This is a genomic window from Martinezella sp. CNPSo 3795, from assembly GCF_057784475.1.
In genome coordinates this window covers 718,665-741,392 of record NZ_JBXSOQ010000001.1, presented here as the reverse complement: position 1 = coordinate 741,392, position 22,728 = coordinate 718,665, and the positions used below count along the sequence as shown (strand labels likewise).

The 22,728-nt window shown below is 58.9% G+C and carries 23 protein-coding genes and 1 pseudogene; 5 read left to right on the top strand and 19 right to left on the bottom strand.

Annotation, left to right across the window (positions count from 1 at the left end; genetic code table 11):
- Positions 1-58 precede the first annotated feature (58 nt).
- Positions 59-1,093 (bottom strand): aldo/keto reductase, encoded by a 1,035-nt coding sequence (locus AC13QY_RS03425; protein WP_113333198.1) that lies wholly within the window; start codon positions 1,091-1,093, stop codon positions 59-61.
- A 94-nt stretch (positions 1,094-1,187) separates the two neighbouring features.
- Between AC13QY_RS03425 and AC13QY_RS03420 the strand changes: the two genes are divergently transcribed.
- Positions 1,188-2,090 (top strand): LysR family transcriptional regulator, encoded by a 903-nt coding sequence (locus AC13QY_RS03420; protein WP_145634055.1) that lies wholly within the window; start codon positions 1,188-1,190, stop codon positions 2,088-2,090.
- A 60-nt stretch (positions 2,091-2,150) separates the two neighbouring features.
- Here the strand turns inward: AC13QY_RS03420 and AC13QY_RS03415 are convergent, their stop codons facing one another.
- From AC13QY_RS03415 to AC13QY_RS03380, 8 genes are all read right to left on the bottom strand, one after another.
- The gene (locus AC13QY_RS03415; RefSeq protein ID WP_069614590.1) at positions 2,151-2,810 is read right to left on the bottom strand and encodes a peroxiredoxin; all 660 of its coding nucleotides are present in this window, start codon (positions 2,808-2,810) and stop codon (positions 2,151-2,153) included.
- 112 nt (positions 2,811-2,922) lie between these two features.
- The gene (locus AC13QY_RS03410; protein WP_145634054.1) at positions 2,923-3,507 is read right to left on the bottom strand and encodes an RBBP9/YdeN family alpha/beta hydrolase; all 585 of its coding nucleotides are present in this window, start codon (positions 3,505-3,507) and stop codon (positions 2,923-2,925) included.
- A gap of 63 nt (positions 3,508-3,570) precedes the next feature.
- Positions 3,571-3,741 carry a hypothetical protein gene (locus AC13QY_RS03405; RefSeq protein ID WP_173004576.1) on the bottom strand — a complete coding sequence of 57 codons (171 nt, stop codon included), beginning with the start codon at positions 3,739-3,741 and terminating at the stop codon, positions 3,571-3,573.
- 60 nt (positions 3,742-3,801) lie between these two features.
- Positions 3,802-4,362, bottom strand: a complete 561-nt coding sequence (gene msuE / locus AC13QY_RS03400) for an FMN reductase (RefSeq protein ID WP_145634052.1) — start codon at positions 4,360-4,362, stop codon at positions 3,802-3,804.
- Between the two features lie 277 nt (positions 4,363-4,639).
- Entirely contained in the window at positions 4,640-4,801 is a 162-nt protein-coding gene (locus AC13QY_RS03395; protein WP_210248381.1) for a hypothetical protein, read from the bottom strand.
- Entirely contained in the window at positions 4,798-5,109 is a 312-nt protein-coding gene (locus AC13QY_RS03390; protein WP_210248380.1) for an SDR family NAD(P)-dependent oxidoreductase, read from the bottom strand. Before AC13QY_RS03390 ends, AC13QY_RS03395 begins: the two co-directional genes overlap by 4 nt.
- A 14-nt stretch (positions 5,110-5,123) precedes the next feature.
- Positions 5,124-6,137, bottom strand: a complete 1,014-nt coding sequence (locus tag AC13QY_RS03385) for a zinc-binding alcohol dehydrogenase family protein (protein ID WP_113333192.1) — start codon at positions 6,135-6,137, stop codon at positions 5,124-5,126.
- A 65-nt stretch (positions 6,138-6,202) separates the two neighbouring features.
- The gene (locus tag AC13QY_RS03380; RefSeq protein WP_113354381.1) at positions 6,203-6,421 is read right to left on the bottom strand and encodes a hypothetical protein; all 219 of its coding nucleotides are present in this window, start codon (positions 6,419-6,421) and stop codon (positions 6,203-6,205) included.
- Between the two features lie 154 nt (positions 6,422-6,575).
- Between AC13QY_RS03380 and AC13QY_RS03375 the strand changes: the two genes are divergently transcribed.
- Positions 6,576-7,460 carry a GntR family transcriptional regulator gene (locus AC13QY_RS03375; protein WP_113354380.1) on the top strand — a complete coding sequence of 295 codons (885 nt, stop codon included), beginning with the start codon at positions 6,576-6,578 and terminating at the stop codon, positions 7,458-7,460.
- Between the two features lie 94 nt (positions 7,461-7,554).
- On the opposite strand, the gene AC13QY_RS03370 is transcribed toward AC13QY_RS03375, so the two are convergent.
- Complete coding sequence (locus AC13QY_RS03370; RefSeq protein ID WP_113333190.1) at positions 7,555-8,076, bottom strand: invasion associated locus B family protein; 522 nt, start codon at positions 8,074-8,076, stop codon at positions 7,555-7,557.
- 432 nt (positions 8,077-8,508) lie between these two features.
- Here AC13QY_RS03370 and AC13QY_RS03365 point away from each other — a divergent pair, with 432 nt between their 5' ends.
- Complete coding sequence (locus AC13QY_RS03365) at positions 8,509-8,670, top strand: hypothetical protein (protein WP_162748860.1); 162 nt, start codon at positions 8,509-8,511, stop codon at positions 8,668-8,670.
- Positions 8,671-8,805: 135 nt separating this feature from the next.
- Here the strand turns inward: AC13QY_RS03365 and AC13QY_RS03360 are convergent, their stop codons facing one another.
- The 5 genes and pseudogenes from AC13QY_RS03360 to AC13QY_RS03340 all read right to left on the bottom strand — a co-directional run bounded on the left by AC13QY_RS03360 (position 8,806) and on the right by AC13QY_RS03340 (position 14,602).
- Positions 8,806-10,488 (bottom strand): dipeptide ABC transporter ATP-binding protein, encoded by a 1,683-nt coding sequence (locus AC13QY_RS03360; RefSeq protein ID WP_113354378.1) that lies wholly within the window; start codon positions 10,486-10,488, stop codon positions 8,806-8,808.
- Positions 10,485-11,351, bottom strand: coding sequence for an ABC transporter permease (locus tag AC13QY_RS03355; protein ID WP_113390392.1), 867 nt, complete (start codon positions 11,349-11,351; stop codon positions 10,485-10,487). The genes AC13QY_RS03360 and AC13QY_RS03355 overlap by 4 nt, the downstream gene beginning before the upstream one ends.
- Positions 11,348-12,298 (bottom strand): annotated as a pseudogene (locus AC13QY_RS03350) (ABC transporter permease). The gene AC13QY_RS03355 and the pseudogene AC13QY_RS03350 overlap by 4 nt, the downstream one beginning before the upstream one ends.
- Positions 12,279-13,910 carry an ABC transporter substrate-binding protein gene (locus AC13QY_RS03345; RefSeq protein WP_113354376.1) on the bottom strand — a complete coding sequence of 544 codons (1,632 nt, stop codon included), beginning with the start codon at positions 13,908-13,910 and terminating at the stop codon, positions 12,279-12,281. Before AC13QY_RS03345 ends, AC13QY_RS03350 begins: the two are co-directional and overlap by 20 nt.
- A 311-nt stretch (positions 13,911-14,221) precedes the next feature.
- Entirely contained in the window at positions 14,222-14,602 is a 381-nt protein-coding gene (locus AC13QY_RS03340) for a pore-forming ESAT-6 family protein (protein ID WP_113354375.1), read from the bottom strand.
- 480 nt (positions 14,603-15,082) lie between these two features.
- Here AC13QY_RS03340 and AC13QY_RS03335 point away from each other — a divergent pair, with 480 nt between their 5' ends.
- Both AC13QY_RS03335 and eglC read left to right on the top strand, forming a co-directional pair.
- Positions 15,083-16,078 carry an ABC transporter substrate-binding protein gene (locus tag AC13QY_RS03335; protein ID WP_113354374.1) on the top strand — a complete coding sequence of 332 codons (996 nt, stop codon included), beginning with the start codon at positions 15,083-15,085 and terminating at the stop codon, positions 16,076-16,078.
- A gap of 209 nt (positions 16,079-16,287) precedes the next feature.
- Complete coding sequence (gene eglC, locus AC13QY_RS03330) at positions 16,288-17,724, top strand: endo-1,3-1,4-beta-glycanase EglC (RefSeq protein WP_113354373.1); 1,437 nt, start codon at positions 16,288-16,290, stop codon at positions 17,722-17,724.
- 76 nt (positions 17,725-17,800) lie between these two features.
- On the opposite strand, the gene AC13QY_RS03325 is transcribed toward eglC, so the two are convergent.
- The 4 genes from AC13QY_RS03325 to AC13QY_RS03310 all read right to left on the bottom strand — a co-directional run bounded on the left by AC13QY_RS03325 (position 17,801) and on the right by AC13QY_RS03310 (position 22,463).
- Positions 17,801-18,193: a GFA family protein gene (locus AC13QY_RS03325; protein ID WP_488492721.1), complete on the bottom strand. Its 393-nt coding sequence runs from the start codon at positions 18,191-18,193 to the stop codon at positions 17,801-17,803.
- 115 nt (positions 18,194-18,308) lie between these two features.
- Positions 18,309-19,619, bottom strand: a complete 1,311-nt coding sequence (locus AC13QY_RS03320; RefSeq protein WP_113354371.1) for an HlyD family type I secretion periplasmic adaptor subunit — start codon at positions 19,617-19,619, stop codon at positions 18,309-18,311.
- Complete coding sequence (locus tag AC13QY_RS03315) at positions 19,616-21,355, bottom strand: type I secretion system permease/ATPase (protein ID WP_113354370.1); 1,740 nt, start codon at positions 21,353-21,355, stop codon at positions 19,616-19,618. Before AC13QY_RS03315 ends, AC13QY_RS03320 begins: the two co-directional genes overlap by 4 nt.
- 334 nt (positions 21,356-21,689) lie before the next feature.
- Entirely contained in the window at positions 21,690-22,463 is a 774-nt protein-coding gene (locus AC13QY_RS03310) for a siderophore-interacting protein (RefSeq protein WP_113354369.1), read from the bottom strand.
- Positions 22,464-22,728 lie beyond the last annotated feature (265 nt).

The following is a 22,728-nucleotide window of genomic DNA, read 5'->3' as shown; positions in this document are numbered from 1 at the left end:
GACATCCGGCGGCGAAGCATTTGCCTGCTTCGCCGCCGCCATCGGATCGCTTGCCGCGTCAAACCAGCGGCGGGTTGAGTCTGGCGAAGCCTTCCTGTCGCCGATAGGGAAAATAGGGATAGGGCGCTGTCATCTCGCTCACCTTGTCTAGCCTCTCGATCTGCTCTTTCGAAAGCGTCCAGCCGACCGCACCGAGATTCTGCCGCAGCTGCTCTTCGTTGCGCGCGCCGATGATCACGCTTGCGACCGTTGGCCGGCTCAAGAGCCAGTTGAGGGCGATCTGTGGAACGCTCTTTCCGGTCTCGCCGGCGATCTCATCCAGCACATCGACGATATCGAACAGCTTCTCGTCATCAACAGGCGGGCCGAATGACGCGGTCTCATGCAAGCGGCTCTTTTCCGGCAATGGCTGTCCGCGACGGATCTTGCCTGTCAGCCTGCCCCACGCCAACGGACTCCAGACCAAGGCGCCGACGTTCTGATCATGACCCAGCGGCATCAGCTCCCATTCGTAATCGCGACCGGCGAGCGAATAATAGACCTGATGGGCGACATGGCGGGCATAGCCGTACTTGTCGGAGATCGCGAGCGATTTCATCAGCTCCCAGCCAGCGAAGTTGGAAGCGCCGATGTAGCGGACCTTTCCCGCCTTCACGAGGCCATCAAGGGTGGAAAGCGTTTCCTCGATCGGCGTCGAGGCATCGAAGGCGTGCAATTGCAAAAGGTCGATGTAATCTGTCCCGAGCCGGCGCAGGGCGGCGTCGACCGATCTGATCAGGCGCGAACGCGAGCTGCCCCAATCGGCCGGTCCATCGCCCATCGGCAAAGCTGTCTTCGTCGAGATCAGCACGGCATCTCGCTTACCCCGGATCGCCTCGCCAAGCACCTCCTCCGATGCGCCTGCCGAATAGACATCGGCCGTATCGAAGAGATTGACGCCGGTCTCCAGGCAGATGTCGACCAGACGCCGCGCTTCCGCCGCATCCGTCGAACCCCAGGCGCTGAAGAGAGGCCCGCTGCCGGCAAAGGTGCCGGCGCCGAAACTGAGAACCGGAACGCGCAAGCCGGAAGCACCGAGATTTCTGTATTCCATGGTCTGTCTCCTATTGGTTCTTCAGATAGATAGACGCTCGGATGAAGGTGATATAGATTGCCGGAAAGAAACTGATTTATGATTTTAATTCATCATGAGCCGTCAAGAGATCAATCGTTCTGGGGAAATGGAAGTCTTCGTGCGCGCCGTGGAACTCGGCGGCTTCACCGCCGCGGCCAGGGCCTGCCGCATGACGCCTTCAGCCGTCAGCAAGCTCGTCACGAGACTTGAAAAGCGCCTCGGTGCGCGTCTTATCCATCGCTCGACGCGACGGCTGCAGCTTACCCCAGAGGGATGTGCCTTCTTCGAGCGCAGCGTCGCCATTCTTGCCGATATTGCCGAAGCCGAACGCCACGCATCGGCGGGAGAGCAGGTAGCCGGTCATATCCGCATCAACACCAGCGGCTCCTTCGGCAATCATGTGCTGGCTCCGCTCATTCCAAGCTTCATGGCGCTACATTCCGATGTCTCGCTGGAGATCTTCCATACGGACCGGGTCATCGACCTGATGGAGGAGCGCGCCGACGTCGCAATCCGCGCCGGGCCGCTGAAGAGCTCCAGCCTCACGGCCCGCAAGCTCGGAGCGACGCGAAATATCATCGTCGCCTCGCCGGACTATCTGCGTAAGCATGGAACGCCTCACTCCGCCGCGGAATTGGCAAAACATTGCCGCATCAGCTTTAGCTATTCCAGAGCCATCGAAGACTGGCCGCTGCTCATTGACGGCGAGGTTGCGACGGTACCGGCAGCGCGCAGCCTGCAGGTGGGCGACGGCGAAGCCATGCGGCATCTGGCGCTTGCCGGTGCCGGCCTGGCGCGGCTTGCTGCCTTCACCGTCAAATCGGATATCGCGGCCGGGCGGCTAAAGCCCCTGCTGGAAGAATTCAATTCCGGCGATATCGAGGAATTCCACGCCGTCTATATCGGCCAAGGCGGCCCCCTGCCAGCGCGCGTGCGTACCTTGCTGGATTTTTTGCGCGAGAATGTTCACCTGTAAAAAGCGACGCGGCCGTCAGGGCCGCATCGTATCAGCTAAAACTCTCAGTCACCACGCCGATCAGGCTGACGGCTGCCGGGTCTTGCGCAGATAGGGCAATACCGTATCGAACGAGCCGAAGCGGGTAATGGCGTCTTCGTTGGAGACGGCGGCCGTAATGATGACGTCTTCGCCCTGCTGCCAGTTTGCCGGTGTTGCGACCTGATGCTTGGATGTCAGCTGGATCGAGTCGATCGCGCGCAGGATTTCGCCGAAGTTGCGGCCTGTCGTCATCGGATAGGTGAGGATCAGCTTGATCTTCTTGTCGGGGCCAATGACGAAGACGGAACGGACCGTGGCATTGTCGGCCGGCGTGCGGCCTTCCGAGCTTTCGCCGGCACCTGCCGGCAGCATGTCATAGAGCTTGGCAACCTTGAGATCCTTGTCGCCGATCAGCGGATAGTCGACGTCGAAGCCGGTCGCCGTCTTGATATCGTTCTTCCAGCGACCATGGCTCTCCACGGGATCGACGGAAATGCCAATGATCTTGACGCCGCGCTTGCGGAATTCGCCTTCCAGGCCAGCCATGGCGCCGAGTTCCGTCGTGCAGACCGGCGTGAAGTTCTTCGGATGCGAGAAGAGCACGGCCCAGCCATTACCGATCCAGTCATGGAACTTAATCTCGCCCTGCGTCGTCTCGGCCGTAAAATCCGGCGCGATATCGTTGATGCGCAAACTCATTGCCTTACCTCCAAAGAACATGCCCCGGCGCGCGCTTGGGATGGCGGCCAAAAGGCGAGAAAAAAATCCGTCGCACAATGGCGTCGAATGTCGGATATGAAAAGCCCTTCTTTCAAATGGACGCCGCGATTGCCGCTGAAAATCCCTGCGGCCTGCGATGCCTGCTACGCGCCTTCAACATGTCCAGAAAGCGGTAACCACCCGCCCAGCGCCCGTAACCGCTTGCTATGTTGATATGTCCTGCAAGGCCGATATTGCGAACATCTGAATTCCAAAGCCGTCCGAACATGCCGAGCCGGTCGAGGCTCATATAGATGTCGTTCAAGCTCCCGACCGTCGTGCTGGGAAAAGGCAGCGTGTCGGTCGGCATGGTGCCGAAGGACAGATGTCCGGCATGCAGGGCTTCCGTCACAGGAATATCGCAGGGCGCTACGAGCAGTGCACCTTTGACCCTTCGCGCAGCCTCGCGGCCAGCCAGCCTCGCCGTCAACACGCAGCCCAGGCTGTGGGCGACGATATAGGCTTCACCGGCCTCTTCCAGCGCGGCTTCTAATTTCTCCATCCAACTGCCGAGATTGGGAAAGTCCCAGTCATCCTGCTCGACAAGCCGAACGTCGCGATGATCCTGCAGCCAATAGCGCTGCCAATGCCCCTCGCCCGAGCCGAAAAGGCCAGGCACAATCAGTACTCTGGTCATGTAAGCCTCACGAGAAAGATCGAACACAAAGCTTGCGACAGGACATCAAAAGCACATCTCCCTTCAATGCCAAGGCCCAGGGGATGTACACCAATAGTAGATCTCGTAGTCGCGCGCGGAGAGCTCTCGCTCGACGGACTCGGGCCGATCGACCGACTGGATGCGTCCATCCGCATCCCGCAACGCGCGCCCAGCGAAAATCGTCTTCAGGCGGCTAATGACATTCCATTTCATGTAACCCTCCATTTGGTTGATAGATCCGAGGCGGTCGAAGGCAATTTGTCCATCAGCCCATCATTCGGCCGCAGCCAGCACCCTTACCGAATGCGGGAAGAAAGCCGAGAGCTCACCGACCACTTCATTGATCCGGTTGGCCAGCGGTTCCGAAGAGACCTTGTAGTCGGTAAAATCACGATCAGACGCATAGACAGCGGTTGGCAGGGTGTGTGCCATGAAGAAGCCGAAGAGCGGCCGCAGCTGATGTTCCACCATCAGCGCGTGCCTGTCTCCGCCGCCGGTCGCGGTGATGATGATCGGCTTGGCGCGCAGCTCGTGCGGATCGATAAGATCGATCAGATGCTTGAACAGCCCGGGATAGGATCCCTTGAACGTCGGCGAACCGATAATCAGCGCATCCGATGAGACGATATCGTCGATCACACCTTTCGCCTGGTCGTCGAGCTCGTTGCGCCACTGAGCGGCGCCAAGGGACGCACCAACATCGTGCAGATCATAGACCTTGCTTGAGAAGCCATATCGCTTAATTGCCAAATCCGCGACGGTCTGGACCAGCGCGTAGGTCTTCGACGGCCTGTTGAAGCTGCCGGCAATGCCGACGAGTTTGGGCGCACTCATTCTCATCCCTTCCGAAGATCGCATGCATTTTCGATAATGCAAATATTGTCCATAAAAATAGTAGATTAAAAGAAACAGCGATCTCTGAAGGCATGGGAATTGGAAAATCTCTTTCTACGTTGGAGCCAGCTGGACAGGGCGCAAAAATGCCACCCGGCTGAAGGATTGGACGACAAGCTTGCGTCTTTCAAAAGTGCCGCGGACGCCAAATGGCGGCTGGAATGGGATGGGTTGTCCTGCCGAAGCATTGCAGGAGGCGTTGCCGCAAAGAAGCGGTTCATTTCTCTCCCAGATTGTCGAAAAAGCCGGCTTCTCCGGTACACCGATAATGGGGCAAGGTCCGTCTTTCAGTCGCGTGGCCAAGGCTCGTCTTGCCACCGGTAACGTCCATGACTTCGTCAAAGTCGGCAATATCGGCTTCCTCGAACGGCTTCTTCACCGTATTCCCGGCATTGTTGACGACGATATCGACCGGGCCGTGCGTCTCCTCGACTCCGGTGGCGAAGGTTTTGATCGAAGCAAGATCACGAAGGTCGAGCTGTGCGGCTTTCGCCAGGGGGCTAATCGACGCCGCAGCATCTCAAGGAGATCCGACCTGCGGCCAGCCAGCACCACCTCAGCGCCGGAGCCGGCGAGGCAACGCGCGATCGCGAGGCCCAGTCCACTGCCTCCGCCAGTCACCAGCGCGCGCTGTCCGTCCAGTCGGAACGCACCATGCCAGTCGGGAAGCCCTGTTGGAGATTTCATGGATGCTTGCGTATTCATCTTTCGACAATGACCTTCAAAACGTCACGGTTCTTGTCCCAAAAGGGCAATGCACCTTCGGCCTCGGCGAAGGGTATGATCTTGGAAATGAGCGAGGCGGCGCGGTCGCCGATCGTCTCCAGATAAGCGATCACCGCATCGAAATCGGACCTGGTCGCGTTGCGCGAGCCCATGATATCCAACTCCTTGAGATTGAACATTTGTGTCTGATAGGTAACGGGAGCCTTGGCGTAGCCGACATAGACGACGCGCCCGCAAAAGCCGGCAAGATCGATCGCCTGACGAAAGGTTTCCGGAAGACCGACCGCCTCGAAGGCCACATCGACGCCCTGGTCATCAGTCAGTTCAACAATGCGCGCAGCGACATCTTCCGTGCCGGCATCGATTGTGTGGCGCGCTCCGAAGCGTTGTGCCAGCGCGGTCTTTTCCGGGCTGAGATCGACGGCAATCACCTCGGCTCCGCGCGCAACGGCTCCGATGACCACGCCCATACCAATCATGCCGCAGCCCAGCACGACGATGCGATCACTCGACGAAACGCGGCCGCGCGCCACCGCATGGAAGCCTACCGACAGCGGCTCGACCAAAGCAAGAAAGCGAGGATCGAGCGTGTCGTTCAGGATCACCTTCTCTGCGGGAAGAACGATCTCTTCGGCAAGCCCGCCATCCTGCTGGACGCCAAGCGTGCGGTTGTAGCGACAAGCATTCACGCGACCCTTGCGACAGGAAGAGCAAGTACCGCAACTGGTATAGGGAAGAACGATGACGCGCTGTCCCGGTTGATAGGCCGACGAAACGCCCGCCCCTGTCTCGATGATCTCGCCACCGATTTCGTGCCCTGGGATGCGCGGCAGCTCCACCAGCGGGTTGAGGCCTCGAAACGTGTTGAGATCACTCCCGCAGATGCCGACATGGCGGACGGCGATACGGACATCGCCTTCTCCGAGCTGCGGGCGGGCGACATCGGTGAAACGGCTGACACCTTCACTTTCGATCAATAGGGCTTTCACGTGACGATACCTTTCCGGTTTGGGGGCGTGAACCGAGCGCTTGCACCCGGTTCGCTGGAAACAGATCAGTTCAGGGTAGCGATGTCGGCCGGCAGGTCGACGCCATAGGCGCCGACGACCGTCTTCAGCGTCGCCGAGCCGCTGGTCCGTGCGATCGCACAGAACGTGCCCAGCACAAACCCCACGATAGTTGCCGCCACCGAAAGCTGAATCGTCAGCCAGACGCCTTCCGCAAACTGATCCCAATAGGGAAGCAGGCCCTCGAAATCAAAAGTGTAGCTCATACGACGCCATCTTCCCGGCAGCGCCAGTGAGCAACGAGATATGCTGGTCTCATTCCCGAGCTATCCTCCTTAGCTTGAGGCGGAATCTACACGGTTGAGGCGATCGATTTAAAGTGGTATTTTTTGTTTAAAAAACCAACGAAACCAAATCGGCATGCGTTCTGAAAACCTCTTCAAACGGCAGTTCAACGAGTTCCTGCGCCACGTACAATCGGTCGGTCACGGCCACTCTCTTGGCTCGGAACGCGAGATCGGCCGAACCCTCGGCACCAGCAGAACGACGGTCCGCAAGTGCCTGGCGGCCGCGATGGAGAACGGCCTTCTATCCAAGGACAGGATAGTGCTGCGGCAGGCAGAACCATCCGAGCTCTATGCCGAAGCGGAGACCATCCCGCCGACATTGATCGTCGAGCGCGCCTTCCTGACCTGGATACTCCAATCCGATAGCGGTCCGGGCCAGGCGATCAATGCGCTTCAGCTCGCGCGGCAATTCGGCGTGTCGACGACGACGATCCGCGAGTTTCTGCAGAGCTTCCGGCATTTTGGCCTGATGGAGCGCGAAGCCGGCGGCAAATGGGTCTTCCGCGGCATGACCCTGGAATTCGCCAACGAGCTTTCCGATATCCGCGAAATTTTCGAAATGCGGTCCGTCATGCGCTTTGCGGAACTCGATGACAGCGACCCGAGCTGGAACGCGCTGCGCAGACTGCGCACCGAGCATCTCAAGCTGCTGGAGACGATCGAGACCGATTATCACCGGTTCTCGCTCCTTGACGAGCAATTGCATCGCTTGATCAACAGTGCTTCCAGCAATCGCTTCGTCACCGAATTCTACCACGTCATCTCACTGATTTTCTTCTACCATTATCAATGGAACAAGAAAGACGAGCGCATTCGCAACGAAGCGGCTGTCTATCAGCATCTGGCTTATATCGATGCGATTCTCTCAAGGGACCAAAGAAAAATTGGCCAGACCTGCACGGCACATCTGAGCGAGGCGCGCCGGACATTGCTTGCAAGCATTAGCCGGGAAACTTGACATCGGAATTCGAGCATACTGCCGGAGCGAAGAAAATGCGTGCGGTTGGCGGCACCGCCAATCGCACGGGCAACCCTGCCCGAAATCCGACCTGCTACTGAAGGGTCAAGCCCGACCTGATGTGGGCTCTTGCGGCGTAGGGATCGACAATGGAGAGCGCCCGGCTGAGAGCCTCGGCAAATCCATTGAGCGAAATGACGTAGCTCACATCACGACCCGTATCGGTCGCCGCCAGCATCACGCGGAGGCTACGCCGTCGCCGCAGGTTGGCAATCATGGCTGCATCGAGCTTCAGCTCGACCGGACAGCCGCGCGAAGAAGCCGCACCGAGCGGCTGAGCCAGACCCAAAGCAGCTTCGTCACCCCGCGGCAACCGCCCGCTCCGCAGATGCAGCCCCAGCGGCAACGCCAGTATACCCCTCAGGCTTCCGCCGTCGGGAGTAAGTTCGATCGAAAGCACTGGCGCATTTGTCTGCAGATCATACAGCGTATAGGAAATCGCATAATGTGGCCGCGCTTGATCGGCGGCTCCCTGATTGACGATGGTAAGCGTCCAGTCGCCGTAACGCTCCTGCAATGTGCCTGAACCGGCGGCGATAGTAGTCCGGCCAGCCATCACAATCCTCCGCTCGGTCGACTTGCCAATATGGGCAAGCGCCTATCGGCACGCCTTATGAGCGCGAACAGCGCCATCCCATTCATCTCTGCTCCCCGCAACATTATGCGCCCCACCTTACCCCTCGCCCCTCAAAACCCGAGGTTATTTCGACAACAATAGCGTTAATTTTATGCCATTGCATCATAGAATTTATGTAGCGATAAGAATTACACTTTCATCACGTTCAATCACCATAACCCTCGTCAGCCTTAGTAAGGTATTTTTGTAGACTATACATAGGATTTATGATTCCGAAATATCTCTTTCAATTTGTATTATTAATTGTTACTTCAATTTCACTTATATTGAAAATAGAAATCACAGACAAAATAGGTTTGAATGATATTGCAAAAGCCGCTCACGAATGGAGCGAGGCTGGCCGGCGGTCATTTGAATGACAGCTCCCAGAAAGACTGCATTGACAATCTCTCTCGCCGCCCCGGTGACAGCAGGATCAGCGGCAGCGGCTTTTCCGGCGAAACGCTGGTCGCCAACCATCCCGGCGGCAACGTCAGCAGCCTCGGCTCAGGTCCGTTCTGGCAGATATTGTGAAGCTGATACCGAGCAGGTTGACAGCGTGATGCTTCTCAAGGGTAACGCGCCGACAGTAATTAGGCCGGAACCGGCTATTTTGCCGGCGGCAAGGAGACGTAAAGAATGAAGCCAACCATGTTATGATCAGGCCTTTTAGCGCGAAAACCTCGGCACGGATGCAATAAGTTCGCGCGTATAGGCATGGCGAGGCCGCTGGAAGACCTCTTCGACAGACCCAGCCTCGACGATCGCTCCTTGCTTCATGACGACGATCCGATGGCTGATATGCTGGATCACCCCCAGATCATGCGAAATGAACATCATCGACAGGCCGAGCCTTGCCTGCAGATCGACCAATAGATCCAGAACCTGGGCTTGCGTCGTGACATCGAGTGCCGAAACCGGCTCGTCACAAATCAGAAGCTTCGGCGCGGCCGCAAGAGCCTGGGCGATCGATACGCGCTGGCGCTGGCCACCTGAAAGCGCGGTCGGCCTCCGGGCGAGCAAATCCGGCGGCAACCCGACCAGATCCATTAGACCGATGATCTTCTCGCGGCGCTCCGATCTGCCGAGGCCGCCATGAAGCAGCAAAGGCTGCTCGATGATGCGCTCGACGGTGAAGCGCGGATTGAAGGAGCTCAGCGGGTCCTGGTTAATGGTCTGTATTCCGGCTCTGAGGGGGCGGCGAATGCGTTCTGAAAGCGCGCTCCACGGTCGCCCTTCGTACAGCACCTCCCCCGCATCCGGCCGCTGCAGCGCCAGCGCAATCTTGCCGAGCGTGGTCTTGCCCGAACCGGATTCGCCGACGACACCCAGCGTTTCGCCGCTGCCGATATGAAGCGATACGTCCCTGACGGCGCGCAGAAGGCTGCCATCCGCGTGCCTGAAACTCATCGATACGTTGCGTATCTCCAGCAGACGCTCGGTTGAGCAAACGGGCTTCCGGAGCGGCAAGGGCGTATTCGCTGCACTGAGGCGACGGCCGCGATTGACCGCTGTAGTTACGGCTGCCAGGAGCCGCCGGGTATAGTCATGCTGTGGATCTGACAGGACGCTGCGCGCCAGGCCCGTTTCCACCAGCCGGCCCTTTTGCATCACCGCGACCCGATCGGCGAGCTGAGCGGCAACGGAGAAATCATGCGTGATCAGGAGGATGCCGTGGCCGGCGGCGGCCAGTTCCTTGAAGATGGCGAGCACTCTTTTCTGGACGCTGACATCCAGCGCTGTCGTCGGCTCGTCGGCGACGAGCAAGCGCGGCTGCCCGGCAAGCGCGGAGGCAATCAATGCCCTTTGCCGCAATCCGCCGGACAATTGATGCGCATATTGCGCCATCCGCAAATCCGGCTCGGGAACACCAACACGTTCCAGCAATTCCACGACATGTTGCGATACAAGCGAACGTGGTGCCAGTCGATGCGTGAGGATGGGCTCGGCGATTTCGCGACCGACCGTCCTCAGGGGATCGAGCGATACGAGCGCATCCTGAAGAATGAAACCGATTTCGCGGCCGCGCACATGGCGCCAGGCTTTTTCCGACAGATCAAGGAGGTCGAGCGGCCGGCCATCATGCGCGCTCAGATCCATCCTGTCGGCTTTTACCACGGAGCGCGAGCCGGCGAGGCCGACAATCGCCCGGGCCGTTACAGATTTTCCGGAGCCGGATTCGCCGACCAAAGCGAGGATCTCGCCAGGCGCGATCTGTAGCGACAGGTCGCGAACCGCATCCACGCGGCCCTGCGGGGTCTGAAAGGCCACATTCAACCCTTTGACCGCAAGCAGCTGGGGCGGCTCGGAAGCGGTGGTCTGAAAGTTTCGCAGGCCGGACTGAATATTCATCGCAGATCTCCCGTTGCGAGGAGGGTTTGCAGCCGGCGGCCCAGGAGCGTGATCGAAATGACGGAAAGCGCAACCACCGTCGCCGGCAACAGGCTGGTCCAGGGCGCGATATCGAGAAAATTGCGGCCATTGGCGAGGAGTGCACCCCATTCGGCGGCCGGAGGCACGACGCCCAGACCAAGGAAGCTCAAGGCCGAAGCGGACAGTACCGAACTGCCCACACCAATCGTCGCGAGGATGAGAAGTGGCCGGATGGCGTTGGGGACGATATGCCGGCTGATGATCGTCCACGGATGCTCGCCAAGTGCCACAGCATGTTCGACATAGCCCGACAGCTTAATGTGAAGCACCTGCGAACGGATCAGCCGCGCGTAGCCGGCGATGCTGGCAAGCCCGACCGCCAAGAGCGTGTTCGCAGGCCCGCGGCCGAGAACGGCAATCACCAGCAATGCAAGCAGCATTTCCGGAAAGGCAAGCAGGATATCGATGATGCGTAACAAAAGCCGGGCGATCGGCCTTGGAGCCAGTGCAGCCGTCGTCCCCAACACGATCCCGCCGAGACTGGCAATCAGGGTCGCACCGATGCCGATGGTTAGGGATTGCGAGGTGCCATAAACCACCCGCGAAAACAGATCCCGGCCCAGTTCGTCGGTTCCAAACCAGTGTTGCCCATCAGGCGGCAAGAGGATCGCATTCGGATCGACTGCCTCGGGATCGAGAGCAGAGAGCCATTGTGGCGCCCAGACCGCTACACAAAGAAGGACAAAAAAGGCGAAGGGAGCAAGCAGTCCGAAAGACAGCCAGACGGGGCGTCTGCGCGTGATGCGGCGCTGCCCGCTTTCAGCTAGCACGACATCGCTCAAAGGCCTGTCCTCCTTAGACGTGGATCGATCACAAGGTAGAAAGCATCGACCAGCAGATTGACGATAACGAAGACAAGGGCAGACAGCATCACCAGACCGAGGATCAACGGCATGTCGCGGGTCTTGATCGCCTGAAGCGTGACCTGCCCGATGCCCGAACGGCCGAATACCGTCTCGGTCAGGATCTAGCCGCCTAGGGTGCTGGCAAGCAACGTGCCGGTGAGGGTCGAGGCCGCCAGTGCGGCGTGCCGCAAACCATGTCTGACACGCAGGACCGTCTCGCCGACGCCGCGTGTCCGCACGGTCAGAGAAAACGGCTGGGACAGCGCCTCCTCCAGGCCGTTGCGCAATACCTGGCTCAAGAGTGCGGCGAGCGGCAGGCTCAAGGCAATGGCGGGCAGCACAAGCGCCGATGGTCCATCATTGCCTGTGACCGGAAACCATTCGAGATTGAAGCTGAAGACCGACAATAGGACAATGCCGATCCAATAGACGGGCGTGCTCAGAAGGATCAATTCTATTCCCGAGGACAGCAGCGTCAGGCTTTTGCGACGGCCTGCGGTTGCCAAGGCCACGCTGATCGCCAGAAGGAGAGCAAGCACGATCGCGCTGCCGGCGAGCTGCAATGTCGGCCCCGCAGCCTCATAGATCACCTCTGAAACAGGCTGTCTGTACTGGTAGCTTTGTCCGAAATCGCCACTTAAGGCCTTGGCGATATAATGCGCATATTGCAGCGCAAGCGGCTGGTCGAGGCCATATTGATGCACCAATGCGGCCCGCTCTGCCTCATCGACGACGTTCTCCCCGCCAGCCAGGATCGCGACGGGATCGCCGGGAATGAGCTTTACGGCGATAAAGGCAATCGTTGCCGCGCCCCAAAGCACGGCAACGATCACCCCGGTCCGCCGCACAGCGGTTTGGAAGAGCTTAGCGGTCCAGCCAGGCATCGTAGAAATTCGGCTTCGCATTGGTGGCCCAGGAAATGCCATGCAGGCTCTTCGAGGCGCCGAGCTGATAGGCGGCTACGAAAAGTGGTACGGCATAAGCCTGCTCGATCACTTCCTTCTGTATCTCGGCATAGAGTTTCTTACGCTCGGCATCGGAAGCCCCGACCGCTTTCGTCAGCTTTTCATCGAGGCTTTTGACGCGAGACGCATTCTGACCGGCTGGAGGAATATAGGCCGAATGGAATACCGTGCGCAGGATATCGGGCTCCGCACGCACATAGTAGAAGGACACGAGATCGTAATCATTGGCATTGGCGCGAGCGGTCCAGCCACCGGAATCGACTGGATCGAGCTGCAAATCGAAACCCGCCTGCCGCACCTGATATTGAATGGCCTGCGCCAAGGTCACTTCCGTCGCGGCGAGCGAGGTGCTGTCGTAGACATAATGCAGGGTCAGCCGGCCGCCATCTTTTTTGCGGACACCATCGGCGTCCTTCTGTGACCAGCCCGCCTCGTCAAGCAGCCGGTTGGCCTTTGCCAGATCGAAGCCCCATGAGCTGGAAATATCGTGGTCATAATAGAGCGTCGAGGGGCCGAGGATATTGTCGGCCGGCTTCAAGGTTCCGAAGAAGGCAGCCTTGACCGCTGCCGGTCCATTGACGGCGCTCTGGAAAGCCTGCCGCACCTTCAAGTCCTGAAATGGTCCCTTCGAGGTGTTCAGGAAATAGGCGCTGTTGACGCCCGGGTTTTCCCGCGTCACCACCTGCAGCTTGCCGTTACCCTGAACGGAGCGATAATTTGCCGGCGGCACCGCGTCGATCGCCTGCAACTGACCGCTTGCCAGCGCACCGAGACGCACGGAAGCCTCCGGCAGATATTTGAAGACGATCTGATCGAAATGGGCCGGCCCTTTATGCGCGGCATAGCCAGGACCCCAATTGTAATCCGCACGGCGGCTCAGCTTGCTGCCGCTGCCCTTGGTAAAATTGTCGAGCACGTAGGGACCCGATCCGATGACCGTATTCGTCGTGCTCTGCGCCTTCTGAAGATAGGTCGATGATTGAATGCCGAGATAGGGAAGGCTCAACCCCTGCAACAAAGGCGCGAAGGACTGGCGATAGCGGATCACGACCGTACGGCTATCCGGCGCCTCGATCTTGTCGATCGGTCCGAGCAGCGACTTGGCGTAGCTCGATGTCGTCTTCGGATCGAGAATGCGATCGAAATTGTATTTGACCGCGGCTGCATCGAGCGGAGTGCCGTCGCTGAATGTCACGCCCTGACGCAGACGGAAAGTATAGACGGTATTGTCGCCGTTGATGTCCCAGCTTTCTGCCAGCCACGGCGTGAACTTGTTGTCTTCGGCCTGCCCGACAAGCGAGTCGACGATATTGCGGGTAATCAATGCCGTAACCGAGTTGCCCGTGATCGACGGGTCGATAATGGAGGCATCCGTTGCCAATCCGACGTTGAGAATGCCCCCATCGACCGGCTTTGCCGTATCGGATGCGGCATTTGCGACAGTGCCCATCATCGTCAGAAAAGAAAATGCCAGGGCAATGCGGATCTTGCTTCGCCCGATGGTTTTCGCGCTTGAATGCGTTTTTCTCATATCCCGTCCCTATTTTGGCCGCCACGACATCGATCATGCGGCCAAAAGGCCGCTCGGCACCGCGCAGGCTGAACGGCACGATAATTGTCTATAAAAATACTAGACTAAAGGCATTGTGATGCGTTTATGCGAAGACAGGCGGAAATCCGTTTCAAGATCGCTGAGGCCGTCGGCAGCAACCTGACCGTGGCGCGTTCGCTGGCGTTGGAATGATCTCAAGCAAACTATGAGGCAGTCCGAAGCGATGCGGATGCCAAGCGGATATTGTACATGGCAAGCTGCGACGGCTCGCGCCGTCGCAGTTTTGCATTTCATTTTGGAAGTTGCGCGCCAGCCTGCTTCACCGCATTTGCGATGGTTTCGCAAAACTGCTTTTCGGTCACGTTCTGCGCTTTTGTAATGGCTGCAAGATCCTGATTCACGCCCATGGCGGAGATCTTGCCTTTTTCACCCTCTTGTTCGGCCGCTTCGCCCTTCGCCGTATCCGAGGGCGCCGGTATGAGAGCGAGCATTTTCGTTTGAGTCTCGACAGCAGCCCCATCGATGTGGCCTGCATTCTGGCAATATTTCAGCACGCCAAGTTGATTGCGTGCCGAATTGTAAGCCAATTCCAGTTGGTCGTTTGATACCTGTGCATAGCTTGGCGCGGCAAATCCGCATGCCACGATACCGATCAGAATGATCTTCCGCATATGAAACTCCTGATTGCTTCAACATGCTGCGATCTATCCTCGATCACCCTGAAGGCAATAGCTGCAAAGTCGGAAAACGCTCTACCCACGAGAGCATCGCTGCGGAGGGTCAAAAAAAGCTGAAGCCTTCGATATGATCGTGGTCGCCAACGGAACTGCCCGTTCCCTCCGCAGCTCGCGCGCAGGTCCATTCGGCAGCGATCAAACGGATCTCCAGCTTCCGTGTCGGGCATAAGACGCCGATGACGCCGGTAGCATCCGTTCATTTCCTGTGGGAAAGCTTCAAACTTCATCCGGCCAACACATGGCATCGGGATCGATGTGGCAGTAATCCGGACGCGCCCGGACGGGTTTGACTGTCCGGATTTGCCTCTGCGTGGCCGTTGCGCTGCCGGGGCATCGCAAGAGCGAAGGAAAAGATCAACGGCTTCACCCGCGACATCCTTCGACAACAGCAACATCAGGACCTGGAGGTCTTACATGAAGAAGCCTATAGCTGCCGCCGTCTTCGCTGCAGCACTTTATACCTTTGCCGGCGCCGCGCATGCCGATTGCGGTTCGGTCTCCATCGCCGAAATGAACTGGGCGTCGGCCGGCGTTGCGGCAAATGTCGACAAGATCATCCTCCAGGAAGGCTATGGCTGCTCGGTCGAACTCCTCACGGGCGACACGCTGCCAACATTTACTTCGATGAACGAGAAAGGCCAACCGGACGTTGCGCCGGAACTTTGGATCAATGCGGTGCGCACGCCGCTGGATCAGGCGGTTTCCGAGGGACGGTTGGTCATCGCTGCCGGCATTCTTTCCGATGGCGGCCAGGATGGTTGGTGGATTCCGAAATTCCTCGCCGACGCCCATCCCGATATCAAGACCGTCCAGCAGGCGCTGGAACACCCGGAACTTTTCCCCGCGCCGGACGATCCGAAAAAGGGCGTCATCTACAATTGCCCGCCCGGCTGGCAATGCCAGGCGTCGCTCGGCAATCTCTACCGGGCGCTCGACGGCGAGAAGAAGGGCTTTGAAATCGTCGAGACCGGCTCTGCCGCCGCTCTTGACGGTACGATCGCCAATGCCTTCGAAAAGAAGACGGGCTGGCTTGGCTATTATTGGTCGCCGACCGCGATCCTCGGTAAGTATCCGATGGTGCGCCTTTCCTTCGGCGTACCCCACGACAAGGCCGAATGGGACGCATGCACCTCGGTCATGGATTGCGCCAATCCAAAGGTCAATTCCTATCCCGTCTCGGAAGTCTACACCGTCGTCACCAAGAAGTTTGCCGATCACGCCGGCCTCGCGATGGACTATCTGAAGAAACGGAAATGGACGAACGATCTCGTCAATAGCATTCTTGCATGGCAGACGGATAACCAGGGCACCAACGAAGACACCGCCCGATACTTCCTGAAGAACCATGAAGACATCTGGGCGACATGGGTAAGCCCGGATGTCGCTGCCAAGGTAAAGGCCGCGCTCTAAATTCTGGCTTCGGGGACGCGGTGAATAACTGCGTCCCGGCCTCATAGCCATGAGCACGAATGCTCCAACCAGCACTTTTGGGCAGGTTGGCGAAAAAACTTGCCGTCGGGGGTGGGCAGAAAAACAATGCACGCTATTTGATGCATATGAGCGGGGAGAAATATTAGCTCGATGGAGGAGGTCGTCCGGCACGAAGGAAGAGGATTCTCATGCCCAATTCAGTTTTGAATGCCCTTGGACAGCCACTTTACTATAGCGATACGTCGACAGGTTTCTTTTCCGCCACCGGCTCTGGCCCGGTGCTTTACGGCACCGCCGGCAACGACTCCATGTGGGGTGACGCCTCCGTCAATGTGACGATGATGGGCGGCACCGGCGACGATATCTACTATCTCTATTCCAGCATCAATCACGCCTATGAAGCATCCAACGCCGGCGTGGATACCATCAATACCTGGATGGATTATACGCTGCCCGAAAATTTCGAAAATCTCACGGTCACGGGCAATAATCGCCATGCCTATGGCAATGACGCCGATAACATCATCACCGGCGGCAGCGGCAGCCAGACCATCGATGGCGGTGCCGGCAACGACGTGCTGACGGGCGGTGGCGGCGCCGATACTTTCATCATCAGCAAGGGCAACGGCAGCGATCTCATCACCGATTTCAGCGATGACGACAAGGTCAGGCTCAATCAGTATGGCCTGACGTCGTTCGATCAGGTCGTGAGCCATTCCACGCAGGAAGGTGCCAATGTCCGGCTCGATCTCGGTAATGGCGAAAGCCTGGTCTTCGCCAACAAGACCATCTCCGACCTGCATGAAGACCAGTTTCAGCTCGGGCTCGACAGATCGTCGCTCACTCAGACTTTTTCGGACGATTTCAATACGCTTTCGCTGCACGAGGGGACGCAGGGCACCTGGGATGCTAAATATTCCTGGGCGCCGGACAAGGGCAGCAGCCTGAATGATGAACTGCAGTGGTACATCAATCCTTCTTATGCACCGACCGCATCCGCCAACCCCTTTTCTGTCTCCGACGGCATTCTGACGATTACGGCGAAACAGACGCCGGACGCGCTGAAATCGATCGTCGAGAACCATGATTATACTTCAGGCATTCTGACCACTCACTCGACCTTCTCGCAGACCTACGGCTATTTCGAAATGCGGGCAGAGATGCCGCATAATCAGGGCGTCTGGCCCGCTTTCTGGCTGCTGCCGGAGGATGGTTCCTGGCCACCGGAACTCGACGTGGTGGAAATGCGCGGACAAAACCCGACCACGGTCAATGTGACGGTTCATTCGAATGCCACCGGCGAGCACACGAAGACCTCTATTCCAGTGGAAGTGCCAAGCACCGATGGCTTCCACAATTACGGCGTGCTCTGGGACAAGGATCAGATCGTCTGGTATTTCGACGACGTTGCCGTTGCCCATGCCGATACGCCGGCCGATATGCACGGGCCGATGTACATGCTGGTCGATCTCGCGGTCGGCGGCGTGGCGGGGACGCCGACGGATGGTCTCCCGAATGGGTCGGAGATGAAGATCGACTATATCAAGGCCTATTCCCTGGACGATCACAACGCCCAGCTTGCCGCCTCGACGCAATCCGCCCACACGACGGACTGGCACATCTGACTGCATCGAACAATCGGTGCGTCAAAACAGGTGTTTCGGACGGATTGATCCGGCCGAAACCAACCGCCATCGGGAGCTATTCCTCGAAGCGGCCGGTACCCTCGCGATCGCGTGCGTATCGCTTCTCGAGCGGAAAAGGCGGCAGCCACGATTCGCGACGGATGGTCCATAGCTCGTAAGTGGGCTTTAGCTGGTCGGGAGCATCCAGGGAGCCCAGACTTATCTCGATTTCATCCACGGTGCGCAAAAAAACGGACGAGCCGCAGCGGGGACAGAAGAAGCGCCCTGCATAATCCCGGGCCTCACCGTCGATCTTGACCGCCTGCTCGGGGAATATCGCAGAGGCATGGAAAAGCGCGCCATGATGCTTGCGGCAGTCGAGACAATGGCAAAGGCCGACCCGGTACGGCCGACCCGATGCCACAAATCGGACCTCGCCGCATAGGCAACCGCCCTTGTATTGATCCATGCTACCCTCCTCAAAAGTCAAGCGATGAAGCGTTTGCATCGACCGCTGCGCAATTGATCGCTGTGAGCAATAGCGCTCCTGCGCATCACAACTCTGCGCCGATGCACCTATATGCCTAATCCTCTTTGAACGCTCGCCTGATCTGGTCGGTCATCGGCTTTGTCAGATAAGCAAGGACGCTTCGTTGGCCCGTTTGCAGAAAGGCCTCCACAGGCATGCCGGGCAGCGGCGTAAGCTGCCCCAGCCGATCCCATTCCTGCTTTGCCACCTTGACCCGCACGACATAGTAGCTTTGCCCCGAACGCTGATCCGTCGTCAGATCCGCGGAGATCGTATCGACATGCCCGTTCAGCTCCGGGGTAATCCGTTGATTGAAGGCAGGAAAACGCAGGGACACCGCCTGTCCCACGGTAATCTGATCAATATCCTGGGGCGCGAGTTTCAGTTCTGCGACCAGCGCGTCCTTGTCCGGAACGATCTGCAGGATCGCCTCTGCCGGCGAAATGACTGCCCCTTCGGCATGGACGCTTAGCTGGTCGACGATCCCCGCCTGCGGCGCCTTGATGTCGATCCGCTTCAGATCGTCCTCGGCGGCGATAAGGCGCTCGGCAAACTGGCCGCTATCGCTTTCCGCCTGGCGCAATTGCTCGGATACTTCCGAACTGCGGTCGGCATCGATCTGCAGGATCTGCAGCTCGGTTTCCGCAATCTTGCCTTTGGTCTGGGCGACGGACGAGACGAGGTTTCCGAGATCGCCGTTCAGCGAAGCGCTTTCCCGCTGCAACGAGTAGACCTTCGTCGCCGAAATGATGCCCTGATCGAGCAGGCCTTCGAGGCTTCCGAGCTCCTTGGCGATGAGCGCGATTTCCCGCCGCTTGCCCTCTTCCTGGGCGACGAGACCGTCAATCTCCTGCCTGAGCTGCTGAATGCGCTCGTGAAGCTGCGATTTCTGCCCATCGCGCGATATCTGACGATCGCGAAAGAGCCGACGCTCGCCTGCCAGGATAGCTGCCACATCAGCATCTTCGGCAAACGAGAGCAGATCGGCCGGAAAGTCGATATCCTGCCGGCCGTCGCGCTCCGCTGCCAGACGCGCCGTGCGGGCAGAAAGTTCGTTGAGCCGTTTGCGGATGATCGAGAGGTTGGCTTGGGTCTGGGTGTCGTCAAGCCGGACGAGCACCTGGCCGGCGGCGACATGATCGCCATTCTTCACCAGGATCGCACGGGCGATCCCGCCCTTCAGATGCTTTACTGGCTTTACATAGCTGTCGACGACAAGCGTGCCGGAGGTGACGACCGCGCCGGAAATCTTTGTAGCGGCGGCAAGGCCGCCCATGACGCCGAACAACAGCAAAATGGCGGCTATCACCAACAGCGACAGGCGGCGGATCATTCGTTCGTTCGATGACGAGGCCTTGCCGATCATCCGTGCGTCTCCCCGCCGGCGATGGCCAGATGCGTCGTTCCGAGCTGCTTGGGCGACGGACCGAGGATGTCCTTCTTTGGCCCGAATGCCTGGACCTGGCCGCCGGCAACGATCATGACCCTATCGGCGGCGGCAAGAGCGCTTGGCCGGTGGGCAATGACGATCGCAATGCCACCCCTCTCCTTGACGCCTGCGAGGGCCGCCGTCAGTGCCGCTTCGCCTTCCGCATCGAGATTGGAATTCGGCTCGTCGAGAAGCACCAGAAAGGGATCGCCGTAAAGCGCCCTCGCCAGGGCGATACGCTGCCTTTGCCCGGCCGAAAGGCGCGATCCGCCTTCGCCGATCTTGGTATCGAAGCCATCCGGGAGTTTGACGATCATGTCGTAGACACCCGCCGCTTTCGCCGCCGCAATGATCGATTCGGTTCGCATGTCCTCAGCAAAACGCGAAATATTCTCGGCGATTGTGCCGTCGAAGAGGTCTACATCCTGCGGCAGATAGCCGATATGCTGCCCAAGTTCATCGGTATCCCATTGCGAAAGAGCGGCACGATCGAGCCGCACGGAGCCGATTGCAACCGGCCACAAGCCGGCAATTGCACGTGCCAGCGAAGACTTGCCCGATGCGCTCGGGCCGATGACGCCGAGTATGGTTCCCGCCGATATCTTGAACGAGACATTGCGCAGGATAAGATCGCGGCTGCCGGGCGACGTCACGGTGATATTCTCGACGCTGAGCTCCCGCGACGGTGCGGGCAAGGCGAAAGCCTGCTTCTCGGGCGGCGCGGCGTCGAGGAGTGCGGCAAGCCGAGTCCAACCCTGGCGTGCAGCCACAAAACCCTTCCATTGGCCGATCGCAAGCTCGACGGGCGCCAGCGCCCGCGTCACCAGGATCGAGCTGGCAATGATGATACCTCCCGTCGCTTCCTGGCGAATGACGAGGATCGCGCCGACGGCAAGGACACCGGATTGCAGCATCATGCGTGCAATCTTGGCGGCGATGGTCAGCGCGCCGACACGGGTGCTCGCTATCGCCTGGTGACTGAGATAATCCTCATTCATGACAGCCCATTTATCGGTGAGGCGGCCGGAAAACCCCATAGCAATAGCAGCCTCCCAGTTCCGCCGCGCAGCCTGAGCAAAGCCGAGGCGTGCTGCCGAAGACCTGGCCGCCTCCAGCGCCGGTCGACGCGACAGCATTTCGGCAGCCACGGTAATGCCGACGAGCAGCAAGGCGCCGCAAAGAGCCGTAAAGCCGATCCAAAAGTGGAACAGAAAGCAAAGGATCAGATAGAACGGCACCCATGGCAAATCGAAAAGCGCCGTCGAACCGGTACCGGAAAGGAAGGAGCGGATCTGCTCGAGATCACGCACCGATTGCAGCCCATCGTCCGACGTCTGTTTTTTGCTCGGCAGGAACAGAAGCGCGCCGAAGACCTTCCTGTTTAGACGCTCATCGAGCGACATGCCGATGCGCACAAGCAGCATGGAGCGCAGGAATTCGATTACGCCCTGAAACAGATAGAGGGTCACGACGATGATGACGAGACCGGACAGCGTCGGCAGGCTATGGCTCGGAATGACCCGATCATAGACCTGCAGCATGAAGAAGGAGCCGGTCAGCGCCAGCACATTGATGGCCGCGCTCGCCAGAGCGATGCCGATGAAGGCCTTACGAAGCGCCGACAACATCAATGCGACGAATGTCTGCGGCGGGTCTTTCGGGACGGCAAGCACCTTGCGTCGATCCTCAACATTGGCCGTCGCGTACGGCAGGGATTTACATGACGCCCAAAGCACCGCCTCCCGCTCGGCGCATGGACCTGCAAAGCGATCGCCTATGGCTTTGCCACCATTCCCGCTTCAAGCCTAACCTTCAACGATCCCTTGTAATTTAGGAAGTCGAAATCTATCCAGAATGCAGTTTCGGTGAACCCAACCTTATCGCGGAACGCCTTGTCCACTTGCGGGACAATTGCGCCATGAAATGGGGCAGCAGCCTGTTCCGGCAAGATGCCTGACCTATCATATTAGAATGAGCAAGCGGCATCTTGCCGCCTGCCTCCCGCATTCAGTCGAATTTCTCCGTCGTGTCCGCCTTGCCCTTGACCCAATAGCCGGACGCCTTGATCCAGCTCAGCGGATAGCCGCGGTCTTCGACGAGGTAGGAGCGCAAGGCGCGCGTGACGGAGGCTTCGGCGGCGATCCAGACGAACGTGCCGGGCACCACATCGATCGACTGCAATATCTTCAGAAGCGAGGACGGATCCGCCGCTTCCGAGAGAGGCCGATATGCCCAGCGCATATCCAGCTGCGCATCGGTTTGAAATGCCTGATGTTCATGAGCATCGGCAACCGCGGCGATCGCCGTTATATGTGCCCCCGCACGTGCCTCCTCAATCCGGCGGCCGATGGCCGGCAGCGCCGTCTCGTCGCCGATGAGCAGCCAGTTCTCGATATCTGCGGACACGACGGCCGAGCCGCGGGGACCGCCGATCTCCAGCCTGTCGCCGACGCGAGCGTCGAGCGCCCATTGCGTGGCAGGGCCTGCCTCATGGACGGCAAAATCGAGGACGAGTGTCCGCGCGTCGGTGTCGTATTGGCGAGGCGTATAGTCACGCCGCTCCATCTCCTCGCCGGCGCCCGGAACCATCACCTTGATGTGGTCGTCGGGCGCAAGGCTGACAAAATCGGCGAGATCTTCGCCGGCCAGCCGAATGCGCAGCATGCCGGGCGTGATCCTGTCGATGGCCGTTACAGTCAGAGTGCGCCGCTTCAGTTCATGGCGCACGCGCTCGATCTTCGGAGCGGAGATGGCCGGGTTGGAACTATGGGGGGTATCCATGGGTGTCCTTTCGAGGCACTTTGATCTCGATCCGCAGGACACAGTCGCGCAGACCGAAGCCGCAGAGCCGTTCGATCATACGCGTTGAGTGACGTTAACGCTTACGTGGCCGAGCGATCCGGCCAGTGTGCATGTCTTCTATAAAAGAGGACGTTTCCTCGCGCAACGAAAAGATGATAATTTTAGACAAGTTTCGCATCCGACGCCCACGCGGACGCAAGCTCTGCCGAGCAGGTCGGCACGGCCTTTCAAAGCCGTGCCGACT

Bases quoted from the DNA above. Each gene is read 5' to 3' on its own strand.
- AC13QY_RS03425 (WP_113333198.1), bottom strand. From the start codon at position 1,093: ATGGAATACAGAAATCTCGGTGCTTCCGGCTTGCGCGTTCCGGTTCTC.
- AC13QY_RS03420 (WP_145634055.1), top strand. From the start codon at position 1,188: ATGAGCCGTCAAGAGATCAATCGTTCTGGGGAAATGGAAGTCTTCGTG.
- AC13QY_RS03415 (WP_069614590.1), bottom strand. From the start codon at position 2,810: ATGAGTTTGCGCATCAACGATATCGCGCCGGATTTTACGGCCGAGACG.
- AC13QY_RS03410 (WP_145634054.1), bottom strand. From the start codon at position 3,507: ATGACCAGAGTACTGATTGTGCCTGGCCTTTTCGGCTCGGGCGAGGGG.
- AC13QY_RS03405 (WP_173004576.1), bottom strand. From the start codon at position 3,741: ATGAAATGGAATGTCATTAGCCGCCTGAAGACGATTTTCGCTGGGCGC.
- msuE (WP_145634052.1), bottom strand. From the start codon at position 4,362: ATGAGTGCGCCCAAACTCGTCGGCATTGCCGGCAGCTTCAACAGGCCG.
- AC13QY_RS03390 (WP_210248380.1), bottom strand. From the start codon at position 5,109: ATGAAATCTCCAACAGGGCTTCCCGACTGGCATGGTGCGTTCCGACTG.
- AC13QY_RS03380 (WP_113354381.1), bottom strand. From the start codon at position 6,421: ATGAGCTACACTTTTGATTTCGAGGGCCTGCTTCCCTATTGGGATCAG.
- AC13QY_RS03375 (WP_113354380.1), top strand. From the start codon at position 6,576: ATGCGTTCTGAAAACCTCTTCAAACGGCAGTTCAACGAGTTCCTGCGC.
- AC13QY_RS03370 (WP_113333190.1), bottom strand. From the start codon at position 8,076: ATGGCTGGCCGGACTACTATCGCCGCCGGTTCAGGCACATTGCAGGAG.
- AC13QY_RS03360 (WP_113354378.1), bottom strand. From the start codon at position 10,488: ATGAATATTCAGTCCGGCCTGCGAAACTTTCAGACCACCGCTTCCGAG.
- AC13QY_RS03345 (WP_113354376.1), bottom strand. From the start codon at position 13,910: ATGAGAAAAACGCATTCAAGCGCGAAAACCATCGGGCGAAGCAAGATC.
- AC13QY_RS03340 (WP_113354375.1), bottom strand. From the start codon at position 14,602: ATGCGGAAGATCATTCTGATCGGTATCGTGGCATGCGGATTTGCCGCG.
- AC13QY_RS03335 (WP_113354374.1), top strand. From the start codon at position 15,083: ATGAAGAAGCCTATAGCTGCCGCCGTCTTCGCTGCAGCACTTTATACC.
- eglC (WP_113354373.1), top strand. From the start codon at position 16,288: ATGCCCAATTCAGTTTTGAATGCCCTTGGACAGCCACTTTACTATAGC.
- AC13QY_RS03325 (WP_488492721.1), bottom strand. From the start codon at position 18,193: ATGGATCAATACAAGGGCGGTTGCCTATGCGGCGAGGTCCGATTTGTG.
- AC13QY_RS03320 (WP_113354371.1), bottom strand. From the start codon at position 19,619: ATGATCGGCAAGGCCTCGTCATCGAACGAACGAATGATCCGCCGCCTG.
- AC13QY_RS03310 (WP_113354369.1), bottom strand. From the start codon at position 22,463: ATGGATACCCCCCATAGTTCCAACCCGGCCATCTCCGCTCCGAAGATC.